The organism is Psychrobacter sp. UBA6291 (genome assembly GCF_002439405.1).
In the GTDB taxonomy this organism is placed as follows: Bacteria; Pseudomonadota; Gammaproteobacteria; order Pseudomonadales; family Moraxellaceae; genus Psychrobacter; species Psychrobacter faecalis.
Genome location: NZ_DJUD01000025.1, coordinates 43,094 through 55,626, shown reverse-complemented (window position 1 = coordinate 55,626; position 12,533 = coordinate 43,094). Strand labels below are relative to the sequence as shown.

Annotated in this window: 13 protein-coding genes and 1 tRNA gene; 4 read left to right on the top strand and 10 right to left on the bottom strand. The window is 42.2% G+C overall.

Features of this window, described 5'->3' with window-relative positions; translation table 11 throughout:
- Positions 1–52: 52 nt before the first annotated feature.
- The 6 genes from B3R91_RS04485 to B3R91_RS04460 all read right to left on the bottom strand — a co-directional run bounded on the left by B3R91_RS04485 (position 53) and on the right by B3R91_RS04460 (position 5,208).
- Positions 53–313, bottom strand: a complete 261-nt coding sequence (locus B3R91_RS04485) for a helix-turn-helix transcriptional regulator (RefSeq protein ID WP_286796636.1) — start codon at positions 311–313, stop codon at positions 53–55.
- Positions 314–480: 167 nt separating this feature from the next.
- Positions 481–1,392: a hydrolase or metal-binding protein gene (locus tag B3R91_RS04480; RefSeq protein WP_286796635.1), complete on the bottom strand. Its 912-nt coding sequence runs from the start codon at positions 1,390–1,392 to the stop codon at positions 481–483.
- Positions 1,393–1,531: 139 nt separating this feature from the next.
- On the bottom strand, positions 1,532–2,662 hold the full coding sequence (locus B3R91_RS04475; RefSeq protein WP_286796634.1) for a YqaJ viral recombinase family protein: 1,131 nt from the start codon (positions 2,660–2,662) through the stop codon (positions 1,532–1,534).
- A 103-nt stretch (positions 2,663–2,765) separates the two neighbouring features.
- Entirely contained in the window at positions 2,766–3,761 is a 996-nt protein-coding gene (locus B3R91_RS04470) for a DUF932 domain-containing protein (protein ID WP_286796633.1), read from the bottom strand.
- A gap of 95 nt (positions 3,762–3,856) precedes the next feature.
- On the bottom strand, positions 3,857–4,144 hold the full coding sequence (locus B3R91_RS04465; RefSeq protein WP_286796632.1) for a hypothetical protein: 288 nt from the start codon (positions 4,142–4,144) through the stop codon (positions 3,857–3,859).
- A gap of 152 nt (positions 4,145–4,296) precedes the next feature.
- The gene (locus B3R91_RS04460; protein WP_286796631.1) at positions 4,297–5,208 is read right to left on the bottom strand and encodes a YagK/YfjJ domain-containing protein; all 912 of its coding nucleotides are present in this window, start codon (positions 5,206–5,208) and stop codon (positions 4,297–4,299) included.
- A 505-nt stretch (positions 5,209–5,713) separates the two neighbouring features.
- Between B3R91_RS04460 and B3R91_RS04455 the strand changes: the two genes are divergently transcribed.
- Positions 5,714–6,640 carry a hypothetical protein gene (locus tag B3R91_RS04455; RefSeq protein ID WP_286796630.1) on the top strand — a complete coding sequence of 309 codons (927 nt, stop codon included), beginning with the start codon at positions 5,714–5,716 and terminating at the stop codon, positions 6,638–6,640.
- Here the strand turns inward: B3R91_RS04455 and B3R91_RS04450 are convergent.
- Together B3R91_RS04450 and B3R91_RS04445 are read right to left on the bottom strand one after the other, a co-directional pair.
- Positions 6,637–7,998 carry a tyrosine-type recombinase/integrase gene (locus B3R91_RS04450; protein WP_286796629.1) on the bottom strand — a complete coding sequence of 454 codons (1,362 nt, stop codon included), beginning with the start codon at positions 7,996–7,998 and terminating at the stop codon, positions 6,637–6,639. The genes B3R91_RS04455 and B3R91_RS04450 overlap by 4 nt on opposite strands.
- A gap of 283 nt (positions 7,999–8,281) precedes the next feature.
- A tRNA-Ser gene (locus tag B3R91_RS04445) sits at positions 8,282–8,372 on the bottom strand.
- 194 nt (positions 8,373–8,566) lie between these two features.
- Here B3R91_RS04445 and B3R91_RS04440 point away from each other — a divergent pair.
- The 3 genes from B3R91_RS04440 (at position 8,567) to B3R91_RS04430 (ending at position 10,407) form a co-directional block, all read left to right on the top strand.
- Complete coding sequence (locus B3R91_RS04440) at positions 8,567–9,412, top strand: DNA/RNA non-specific endonuclease (protein ID WP_286796628.1); 846 nt, start codon at positions 8,567–8,569, stop codon at positions 9,410–9,412.
- A 74-nt stretch (positions 9,413–9,486) separates the two neighbouring features.
- Positions 9,487–9,750: a hypothetical protein gene (locus B3R91_RS04435; protein WP_201624951.1), complete on the top strand. Its 264-nt coding sequence runs from the start codon at positions 9,487–9,489 to the stop codon at positions 9,748–9,750.
- Between the two features lie 273 nt (positions 9,751–10,023).
- Positions 10,024–10,407 (top strand): DUF2147 domain-containing protein, encoded by a 384-nt coding sequence (locus B3R91_RS04430; RefSeq protein WP_201545882.1) that lies wholly within the window; start codon positions 10,024–10,026, stop codon positions 10,405–10,407.
- A gap of 251 nt (positions 10,408–10,658) precedes the next feature.
- Here the strand turns inward: B3R91_RS04430 and B3R91_RS04425 are convergent, their stop codons facing one another.
- Positions 10,659–11,921 (bottom strand): ammonium transporter, encoded by a 1,263-nt coding sequence (locus B3R91_RS04425; RefSeq protein WP_286796627.1) that lies wholly within the window; start codon positions 11,919–11,921, stop codon positions 10,659–10,661.
- A gap of 93 nt (positions 11,922–12,014) precedes the next feature.
- Positions 12,015–12,353, bottom strand: coding sequence for a P-II family nitrogen regulator (locus tag B3R91_RS04420; RefSeq protein ID WP_011514651.1), 339 nt, complete (start codon positions 12,351–12,353; stop codon positions 12,015–12,017).
- Between the last annotated feature and the right edge of the window lie 180 nt (positions 12,354–12,533).

Genomic DNA, 12,533 nt, shown 5'->3' with positions numbered 1-12,533 from the left:
TTATGTCGAGCTTAAAAAAATAAGCCGCGTAGTGCGGCTTATTTTTATAGGGTTAATGAATTCGAGCTGCTATCTTACTTTCAATCCATTGAGCAACTTCACTTTCAACCCATGCTACACGTCCCTTCGATAGTTTTACCTGAATAGGGAAGGTGGGATCATAACGATTTGATCTTTTATCGAGCATGTCGTAAATCGTTGTACTACTAAGCCCCGTATAATGTATTACTTGTTTTAGCGGAAGCATGCGCGGTATTTGCATCATACTAGTGTTTGATACGTTTTTTTGTGTGTTCGCGTTTAAATTTTCCATGATTTGCTCCTTATAAGTTAATGAGAGCGTTTCCTCTCATACAGTTAGGGAGTCCCATATTTTTTTACGGCACCCTATACGGTCCGTCCTCTAGTCTTGTTTGAAGCAATAAAAAAAGGAGCTGATTATTCAGCTCCTTTTTACGTCACCTATCTGTCTTGATAGGTTTAACTCACCGCTGTCACGCTTTGCCGTAGCCCTTGCTCAATGCTAGTCACGTTATGAGCGGCTAACCCATTCTGATAGCTACCCTGCTGATCACTACTGATGTCATCTGTCTCAATTGGATAAAACTCTTCGACCACATCAAGTAGATTATCGCTATCAACCTCAAAGCACGAATTCACATAGCCAAGCTTTGCTGCTGCCTCTAACGCCGCTTGATCAAAGCCGTGTTCGCTAAGCTCCGCATCAATTGTCTGCGCATCTTGCACTGCCTGCTTTAGTGTCACCCCATCACGCAGCGTTAAATCAACAAAGTAAATCGGCGTACGATAGCTTTGCGTGGTGCTTTTACCTCTTAGCGTTAATTGCAGGGGCAAACACGACAGCTTATTGCCTGACACCGCAGCAAAGTAGCTCAGCCTCGCTGCTAGCGTGCGAATACTATTAAAACCTGTGGTGCGAAAGATAAACGTGCCTAACTCGTCGTCTTCACTTAGATTAACGTACAAGCGACCATATGGCTTACAAGCACCGCCTTGCGCTAATGGGCAACGATCAGGTGATGGGCAAGGCAATGTTTCCACACCATTGCTTGTGCGGCGCTGACACTGCTCACCGTCACCGACGCATAGCGGTCTGCCTGTTTGTCTATCGAACAAGGTATATTCTGCTCGCAAATTAAGCTCAGGGTCGTTAAACAGCATACGTACCGGTATTTGTCTGAGCTTGCCGTCATTATTTGCGCGTAGCTTTTCATCGAGTGGATGATTGATCCAACCGTCTTTATTCTGCACTTGGCTGGTGATGGTGAATTGATCGTCCTTAGCAGGTAAGCGTTTGCCGTCCTTTTGAATGACACGTCCAATGCTGATACGGCCAAGTACGGGCGGGGTTATGGTGAGACCTTTAATCATGGTGATATTCCTTATAGGTTTAATAAATTGTGTTTGCCCATAGAAAAGCCCACCGATTAGGGTGGGCTGTTATGTGCTTACTTTAATTGATTGGCTTTGAGTAGTTGATGAATTTGCTGATGGTCAAGTGATTGATAGCTTAATCGTTTAAGATGACAAAGCGGCGACTACCGTGCTTGGTTTTGCTAAATTTAGCTAACAGCTCAGGATGCGCTTTGATAACGGCTTTGCTATCAAGACCGACACTGTCTTTCGAGCGTTTCCATGAAATAGCCCCTTTTTCAAACATAGCCACTTCATTATCGGCAATCAGTGTTTGCAGCTGATGCTTAACTTGATTATGACGCTGCTCTAACTCTTGCATGTAATCACGATAACTCAGTAACTGCTCAAATAGTTTGTTGGCTCCGTCGTCATCTCGCAGGTCGACCTTGCTTGACGGCTGAGGCGCTGGATAAAGCTGCTTTAATGCTCGAGCTGCGGATTCAGAATGATCAGGGGTTGGTGGCGTGTCGGTTTCCACGTATTGCCAGAACAGACGCTCATGCTCCATGATGGACTCAATCAAGCGCTCATCACGCTCAACCTTATAGATCTTTGCTTCATGACCACAAAGCAGCACGCAGATATGCGCAGCCGTTTTACCCGTGACGGCTAGCTGATGCTGTACTTGGCAAGTCACATACAGGGGCACACCATGCTTCCAAAGCTTGGCACCATGCTCCCCAGCGGTCTTGCACTCTAAGATCTGTACCTCATTACTACCAGTGATTGCGTAGTCTAGATTAGCCAACATAAAGTGATTGTCCGGATCAGGATGCTGCAAGATCGCGTTGACGCGCCTTACCTTATTGCCTGTATGTTCTTGGTAGTATTTAGCCACCATGGGCTCCAAGGTATTGCCCCAATACAGTGGCGAATACCCTTCAATGCTTTCATCAATATCTGAGCTCATGCGTCCTGTCTTAATCATCCATAGCTCAAGCATGGATAAGTACGGATGGATACCACAGGCGGCAGCAGCATCAGAGCTGCCAATGCCTTGCTTGCGAAATTGTAGCCAGTCTTCACGACTTAGGTTTTTGGTATTGACCAAACGTTTAGCAGAGATTACCTGACTAGCAGACGGCTTAATGGGTTTGTTTTCCACTTTAGACTTTGGCAACGCTTCGCTATTTTGCCGAGCATTTAATGAAGATTTACTCTTAACGGTGGCACGCTTAAGTCTTGGATGAGTGATTGTTGTATTGTTTAATGCGATCATGTTCATGATGAATTCCTTCATTAAATTTATTATTGGTTAAATAAACGGCATAAAAAAACCACGCTCAAAGGCGTGGTTGATTCATTGAGTAACTACAGTAATTAAGAGATTAAGCAATTAAGCGCAGCGCTTCATCTAAGCTTTTATCTTTGAGCTTCGCCCCTGCACCAAACCAAGCTGAGTCTAGACGATGATCCTGCGACATAGCACGGCGTTCATGATCTACAAACTCCGTCATCGCTGACAGTAAGCCATAGGCGGTGTCTTTAGCCGACGCTAAGTCCGCGCCGCGACCTTGACCATTAAACATATTCATCACTTGATTCATAGCGCGAGCATTCGGAACTGCTTCTTTCTCCTTCTTAGTCGTATTAAATAAAATGAGGCCATCGTCTTTGACATCGTTAAACACCCGGTTTAAGTAATTAGCGGCTTCTGCTTGCGTCACTCGTCTATTGGTTAACTGCTTCATCTCATAGTTAAAGTCATCCCACTGGCTAACGGATACGCCTAATTGCTGTTTGACTTTGTCGGCATCAAAGGTGGTGCTGTGCGGAACCTTGACTACGCCGCCGCTGCCATCAGCAAGACTGATGGCTAAGGTGTTATTACATACCACGCGAATATTGGTGAATTGTGCTGTGGTGGCAAGCGTGCCATCACAAGCGGTTGCAAGGAGCAGATAGCCATGACTGACATCACCGCCGCGTAGCGTTGCCGATTGACCGGTACGAGCAAGAGCCCAGAACTTACGACCGCCTTTTAAGACGCCTGCGGTTTCAAGCTCAAAATCTGCTTGTTCAGTCAGATCACGATAGAACTCTAAGATCTCATTCGGCTGTACTTCTTGATAGCGCTGACTGACCACTGATAATGGCTCTAAGTTATCACTGCGATAAAGCACCTTATTGGTATCAAAAGGCATGATGAGGTTTTGAGCTTTATCATTGGTTGCCATGTAGCTGACGTCTGAGGATTCAATGCGCCAATTCATACCCGCCTCACGTGCCCAGACTTCTATAGGCTGCTTGGGTGAAAGCTCGTTTCCAAGACCATGCCAAGGGGTTTCGCCAACGTATGCCATAGATTCGAGTAAATGTGCCATAAGAATATTCCCTTTTGTTGTTTAATAAAATAAGTGGTTTGACTGATTCAATGCTTTAAGGCATGAATCATTGAGTGATTAAATAAATGATTGCGTCAGAGACTAAAGCTATGCTGACAGGTACTGCATAAATAACGCGGCATGACAGCCGCTCTAATGAGTGGTGGCTGCATTAGCCTTTGTTGTGCCAGATTAATGACGGTGGCAATGGCGCTGCCTGCGACCATGCCAATCATAGGGTTGATCTTGTAGTACTTGCAGACGCTCACGCTAAGACTGACTAACAGCTTTGGTGACAGCACATGCTCTGAAATGCTTTGTATACTGGTATCTATATTTTCGATGACGTGAGAAGAGTGACAATTGGGACAGATAGGTTTCATAGGATCTCCTTGATAATGGCGCATAAAAAAGGCCTGCTATAAAGCAGACCTTGATGATACGTTTAGGGTTAGATTGATGAGGCAAAGATGACATCGATGCTCATCTCATGGGGATACTATATATCTGTGATTATTTTGATATGAGGTACGTTTTAGCTGTATTGACCATTAACCTGGCCTTTGGGCCTGCTTTGCCCAAAGGTATTCATATTCGGTAAAGATACTTTAAGACGTTGATAGCTGCCATCACGCTTATCAGGACGGGTTAAATACAAAGCGGCATTAACCGCATTCTCAACTTCTTGCAGGTTATTACGATGGATCATCCCGATACCAAGTATGCCGCGGCGTGCAAGACCTTCTTTATACTCTTTAGTATTTAAAATAAAGCAATAGCCAACGCCTTCAGTAATCGCTTGCCACTTTTGTCCAACTTGATCAGCCAAATAGTTGTCCTTGTAATGTTTTTCGCCATCAAAGATCAGCAGCAGATGACAGTGAAAGCCACCATTGTCTTCACCCTGTTCTAATGACAAAGCGTAACGCAATAAATGCGTAAAACAAGTATCGCCATTATGAATGGCGTCTCTTAATTTTTTCATATGAAAGTTAAAATCACGAATGGTAATGTGATTACTGATCTCTTGTATGTATTTTAAATCCACTCTCACAAACAACAATCTTGAATGATTTGAGATGAGGGTTCTGATATTAGGTTCTAAGTTTCTGCAGTTTTTATTACTCTGATAACGCCACGCGCTGTAGTCTTTTTTTATCGCCTTCTCATAACCTGACAGTAACCGAATAAACTGTACTGTCTTTTCATCATCCCAAAATACGTTGTAAGGATAATCGTTACCAATAATTTTATTGGTGCACTCTATAAATGCTTGGATTGGTTTTGAGTATCTGAATTCAAAATCAAGGCTGATTATGAACGAGTAATAAAACTCGTTCAATTGGCTTTTGATCTGTTGAAAATTAATGGTACCAAACAGTACGTCTCTAACAAGAATGTCGACTTTAGAGATTAATTGCGAGTGATTCACCGTTGAATAGATCATGGCTTGTTTTCCTATGAATATAAAGTTGAATGGGTGCTACATATATTCATAGGGTTGTATATTTTTTTACTCTTCAGTGCGGATAGCATCCGCCTTGGTTAAGTAGTGCTTAATATAACTTATATTATATTACCGTCCTTTTGCTGGTGTCAAAATACCAGTTTTATATAGGCAGCCTTGGGTGTACGAAAAATAAAAACCCGTAAATTACTGCACCTTGGAGAAGAGGGTGAAGATTGAGTTAGCTGATAGGAGTTGATAGTAGATTGCTGTCTGGGTCGAGTATTTTATTAGGGTGAAGTTAGCAAAAATATTCAAAGATAAGAGATTGCTATTAATATAATAGGGTATTAAGCTATTACATCCAGTAATCATATAGGCTGATGTGCAAAATTATTATGAAAATAATATTTAAATGTTGTCTAAATAGTATTTAAATCATATAGTAATAACACTTATATTTAATGAAAATATCACGCGTGATATTATAATGAGGAATAGTATAATGCCAATTTATCGCGACACTCCTACACCAAATATTATCAGTGATAACAAAAAATATTTTGATGAAAATATAAGGTCGTTATCAGAGAGACAGGTATCTTGGCTGCAAGCCTATCTTGCTGATAAAACAAAGGATGTTTCTTTTATGAGTATGGGGTCAACTAACTTGCATGAAGAGCTTATAAATAAGCTAGTAAAAATTGATGGTTTTAAACAAGTCCTATATGATGCTCGTTTAAAGATGTCAAATAGTTTAGTACCAGATAAATATTTCCAGTTAATTGAAGAGAGTTTGAGGGCTCAGATATTTATCTTGCAGGTTCTTTCTGATGAATATAATTATAATGTAGGAAAAATACAAACTGACCATATACTTAAACTAATCTATAATTTTTTCGATAGGAAGGAAAATGAAAATACGGCAGAAAATAAAATAATATTTTTAACCAATATACTATCAAGGTTTGAAGAAGTTTTTTTGAATAGTAATTATAATAAATGGCTAAATGATAATGAAGAAAGACAGCTAGAGTGGGCTGCTAATTATTTAGTTGAAAAGGAACTGATCGTAAATGTAAGTAATTTAGAAAACTCAAAGGTCGAGTTAAAAGCCATAGTATTGTCTTCTTTAGATCTCATTGATTATCCTAGTCGTATTGAAGTCGGAAATAGAAACTACTCATATAAAATCAGTGCAAATAAAGAAATTATAATCGATAAAATGAAACGGGCTTGGAGTCAACAAAAATTTCGTGACGCAGGTAAGACAAAAAAGCCGTATCACCTACCACTTACAAAAAATACCAAAGCTAGATTAAAGAAGATGGCACAGGTGCAAGGACTGTCAGAGACAGCCATGCTTGATATATTGATTAATCGATTCTATGAGCTCGATTATGTTGATGTTGATGGCAAAGACTTATATTAACCATTATCGATATACCCTTGCAGCTCATCAGCTGTGATACCTTGTTCTAATAGCGCTTTGATCAGATCTTGTTTATCAGCGTTTTGTAATGTGTTTGGTTGCTTACTTGCCAGTGACTGCTCAATTTGCTGCCTTGCTGTCTGAAAGTCCACGACCTCGCCTTTATCCCTGAGCAGATCTAAAAAATCTGCCCAGACCTGCATGATTTTACGACGCTCCTCTAAATGCTGCGCGTGGTTATAAACCGCGCGAATGCTGCTTTTTTTATCATGCGCCATCTGCTTTTCAATCGCGTCGCCCATATAGCCAAGCTCGTTTAGATTGGTAGAGGCTATGTGACGAAAGCCGTGACCTGTTTGTTTGCCAGCATAACCTAAGATATCAAGCGCATTATTGATGAACTCTTCACTATATGGCTGATGCATGCCTGTATGATAAAACACATACTCATATTGCCCCGTGATCGCTTTCATTTCCTCTAGCACTTTGAGCATTTGATCTGACAGTGGTACGACATGCTTACGCGCAATTTTAAGGTTATCAATATCAACACGCCATAAGCGATTGGCAAAATCGATATGACTCCACTTCATCATACGCAGCTCGATGGTACGACAGAATGAATAGGCTAAGAATTTCATACCTAATCGGGTTTGGTCGTGACCATGATAGCCTTCGATAGCTTGGAGTAGGGCAGGCAGCTCATTGATATCTACATGCTTCATGTGCTGACTTTTGGCTTTAGGATAGAGTGCTTTTAGATCATCGATTGGGTTTTGGTCGATGATGCGTTCGCGTTTGGCACGTCTTAAAACATTAGCAACCAGATCAATAGTGCGTCTAGTCACCTCACGTGGCGGCTCACCTTTTGTGTTCACACGCGTTTCGATCTCATCTGCCATCGATCGACAATCCTCAAAGCTTACATCTTTTAGTGCAATACCTTCAAAGTGGGGCAACACGTCTTTGTGCATCCGGTTATAGTCTTGCTGATAGGTACGCGGCTTAACGTTACGCTGACGCTCAGCGAGCCAGTCTAAGGCGTAGTCATTAAATTTCTGCGCGTGGATGTTAGCAAGCTTGTCTTGACGCTTTTTATTTTTTGGGTCGATACCATCAGCGAGAAGTGCTTTAATCTCAGTATTGGCTTGTCTGGCTTCAGCAAGCGACATGATGGGGTAAGTACCAAGTGTGAGCCGTGTCTGCTTACCATCAAAGCGATAGGCGCTTATCCATGTCTTTGTGCCTGTATTACGTACCAAAAGCTGTAGCCCTTGCTGATCACTATATTTGTCAGGACGTGAAGGGGTGCATTTTTCACTGGGTTTGAGCTTGCGTATCTTACTATCGCTTAACATGTTGGTCTATTCCCTATGGCTACAAGCTATATGAATCAAGAGATACAACAAAAACGTTGGTCTAAAGCTGAATCATAAAGCTTAAATGTTGGTCTTTTTGAGGTCTAATGAAATCATAGACCAACAGATAGACCAACACAAGCCATGGGATAGGTGGGTTATGTTCGGACAGGTTAGGAAAACACTAGACATAAAAAAAACGCTAGAAGCGTTATTTATAAAGGGTTTCGAGAGTATGTGGGAGTGTTTAGGACAAGGTGGGAAAGCTAGCATTTAATAAGATTGGCGGTGAAGGAGGGATTCGAACCCTCGATACGCTATGAACGTATACACACTTTCCAGGCGTGCGGTTTCAGCCACTCACCCACTTCACCGTTTTTTGCAAGACCAATATTTTTGGCTGCCTCAGTATAGCGGATAGCATTTAAAATGTCACCACTTGCGCGGCATCTTTCTTTATTGGTAAGTGCCTGCTAGGATAGCGCATACGTAATGGCAGGCATAGATGGTTGAAAGTGGCATGATAAGTTTTTTTAAAGATAAAGCACAGGTTAAAAATAACATCATAATGGCAGTATTCACTGTCTTAATAGGGATGTCGTCTGCACAAGCGGATGACCTGAGCCAGTGTAGCCAGTCGTTTTATGGTGGCGTCTATCCTGAATTTACCAATGCTAAGCTCAGTAATAACACCCAAGCGCTATGTATGGACGGTTTTGCCGTTATGTACTCGGGCGTATCACGCACCCCGCTGTGGTCAGCAGAATATCTTGACCGCAAGCGCTTGCAGCAAGCCAAAGAGATTGACCGTGAAGACAGCTTTCATGAAGAAAGCCGCTTGCCAAAATCCATGCGCGCCAAACTGTCTGATTATTCAGGCTCCGGTTATGATCGCGGGCATTTAGCGCCCAATGGCAATATGGCCAATCGCAGCCAGCAGTATGATAGTTTTAGCCTTGCTAACATCGCGCCGCAATCACCGCGTAATAATCGCTATATTTGGCGTAATATTGAGTCTGCCACGCGCTATCTAACCCAGCAATATGGCGAGGTTTACACCATTACGGGAGTGGCTTTTACCAGTAAAAAAACCAAACAACTGGCGGATCGTGTGCTGGTACCCAGTCATTTCTTTAAAGCGGTTTACATACCTGCAAGCAACCAAGCAGGCGTCTATTATGCGCCCAATGATGAATCAGAGCGTATAGAAGTGATTAGTCTCGATGAATTAACCGCCAAGATTGGCATCGATGTGTTACCGGTATTGGATGCCCAAACCAAAGCGCAAGCGTTTGATTTGCCATTAAAGGCAGGTGATAACTCAGATTTACCCGAAACTCCCCAAGAAGAACCGGTTTGGATGCTATTTGTCCTAGCAATCATTGACTGGCTCGTGGCACAATTACAGGCATAAGTGGTTTAAATGTAACTAAATCCCCACAGCATTGAAAGATTGGGTAATGCGCTGTTAAGGTAAAGGAGGACGAGATGATTGATCCGTTTGCAAATAATCACCAGAGTATGCAGATTGGTGATTTGGTTATTGAAAATCAAGAAGATAAAATCATTATTTATGGCGACATTAATCTGGTCTTTAACGAGGCGGGATATGAGCAAGCACAGCAGCTACACGAGCTCACTAGCAAAATTATGCTAGCATTTGAAAACCGCAGTCAATATAGTAATTACGATGATAAGTCAAAAGAAAAAGATGACCAATCGGATAAAATTATAGACAATCCGTTCCTGTAACTGTTTGATATGCTTTTGATTTTATAGTAATAATAAACTATAAAAAAATTACTAGGCAAAATCTAAAAATTGCTTATAATGGGTCAAGACATCGCTTATGTCGATCAAATCTTTTTTGTAAAGCTAAGCATTAATAAGATATTAATATCAGCTTTTAACTGAAACTTAGGATAGAGCTGCAAGCTTGCAATAAAAGATTGTTGATAAAAGGATAAGCGTAGGACATCAGAAACACAACGTTTCTAGTAATCATTGAATGAAGGGAGTCAATTTATGAAATTATTCGCAAAAACCACTTTAGCAGTTGCTGGTATCAGTTTAGCAAGCATGGCATTCGCCGCTGACCCATTACACAACACTACTTGGCAGACTTTTGATGAAGGCCAGCCAAAAGGCGTGGTTAAAATCACTGAGTCTAACGGCGTCCTAACGGGTAAGCTTATCAGCACGACTTCAGAAAAAGGTAAGAAGCATGTTGGCATGACGATTATCTCTGGTCTGAAAGCTGACGGTGGTGGTAAATACAGTGGCGGTACGATTACTGACCCTGAAAAAAATAAAGACTATCGCATGACTGCTAATCTAAGTGGCAGCACTTTAAAACTAAAAGGTTATATCGGTCCATTCTCACGTAGCCAAACGTGGAAAAAGAAATAAACTGCTATAATTCTGCCTTATAAAGTTTGGTTGTTAACGTGAACTAGACTTGATAGAAAGATAAAGTGTTAAAGCATAAACAATCCCGCATGACCGAAAGGTTATGCGGGATTTTTAATGATGGCGCTTTTATCAATGATGTTTTTTTAATGTAAAATTTATTAATACCGATTTTATCAATGCCAATTTTATTAATGATGGTCTTATTGTGGATAAAATAGTCCTCAATAAAACCATCGTAGATAGTAGGCTTACCTTATAAACTCTGGATAGGCTTCCATACCACATTCAGCAATGTCTGCTCCTTGATATTCTTCTTCTTCAGAGATACGCAGACCTATGACAAATTTAATGATGCTCCATACCATCAGACTACTGATAAACACCCAAGTAAAGATGGTCGCAGCACCAGCAATTTGACCGAGCAATGTAGCGGCTGGATTGGTCAGAGGGACAATTAGTAGACCGAATAAGCCTGCCACGCCATGCACCGAGATAGCGCCAACTGGATCATCAATTTTTATTTTATCTAATATTAAGATGGATAGTACAACGATGACGCCTGCCACCATTCCAAATAGCGTTGCCTGAAGCGCCGATGGCGTAGAGGGTTCAGCAGTGATAGCGACAAGACCTGCTAATGCACCATTTAAGAGCATGGTCAAATCTGCCTTACCAAAGATGATGCGCGCGATGATAAGGGCGCCGATGGCTCCACCGGCAGCAGCGGCATTGGTATTCAAAAACACCACCGCAACCGCATTGGCGCTGGCGATATCGCCAAGCTTGAGCACTGAGCCGCCGTTAAAGCCAAACCAGCCCATCCATAAAATAAGTGTACCAAGTGCGGCCAAGGGTAAATTGGCCCCAGGGATAGCACGTATCTCACCATTGGGACCGTATTTACCTCTACGCGCCCCTAACAGTAATACGCCCGATAGCGCGGCAGCGGCTCCTGCCATATGGACGATACCTGAGCCCGCAAAATCAGAAAATCCCAAATCGCCAAGGCTAAATAAACCAAACACGGCTTTACCGCCCCACGTCCAGCTGCCTTCTAATGGATAAATAACTCCGGTCATAACAACGGCAAACAGCAAAAAAGACCATAACTTCATGCGTTCAGCTACGGCACCTGAAACGATTGACATACAGGTGGCGACGAAAACCACTTGGAAGAAGAAATCAGAGGCGGCCGAATATACGGCATCGCCAGCAAAGCCATTTTCAGCTGAGGTCGCTAATGCATCTGCTACTAAAGTTTCAGTGCCAGCAATACCACTCAAAAACAGATTGCCATCATACATAATGGCATAACCGCATATCATATACATGGTACAGGCGGTGGCAAAGAGGGCGATATTTTTGGTGAGGATTTCGACGGTGTTTTTTGAGCGTACCAGTCCAGCTTCTAACATGGTGAAGCCGGCGGCCATCCACATGACTAGCGCGCCACAGATTAAAAAATAAAATGTATCTAGCGCGTACTGGAGCTCAAAGATTTGGTTTTGCATATTAATTCCCCCTTGAATAGATGCAATACAGTGATCGAGATAACCTATAAATCTGTGTTTATAAGTGGTCTAGCGCTTAATTATTCTTAACTACTAAATAGCGTCAGGACCTGTCTCACCCGTACGAATACGAATGACTTGTTCAAGATTGGTCACAAAGATCTTGCCGTCACCGATTTTGCCGGTACTGGCAATGCGCGTAATGGCTTCGATAGCAGGCTCGACCATCTCATCCATCACTGCCACTTCGACTTTTACTTTAGGTAAAAAGTCCACCACGTATTCAGCGCCGCGATAGAGCTCGGTATGACCTTTTTGACGACCAAAACCCTTGACCTCGGTGACGGTGACACCCTTTACACCGATGTCAGAAAGCGCTTCGCGCACATCATCGAGCTTAAATGGTTTTAAGATCGCAGTGATTAGCTTCATAAAAAAATCCTTATATAGATGATGTCGCAGGTTAATAGAGACCGTTTGCTGGCTCGTATTATTGTCAGGCTCATGGTAAATAGTTCAAGAATTGTGCCAAACCTACTCAAGGGGGTTGGTAGGGTTGCGCGCATTTGCTTAAAAATAACCATGATAATGACAAAAACTCTTGCCTATATC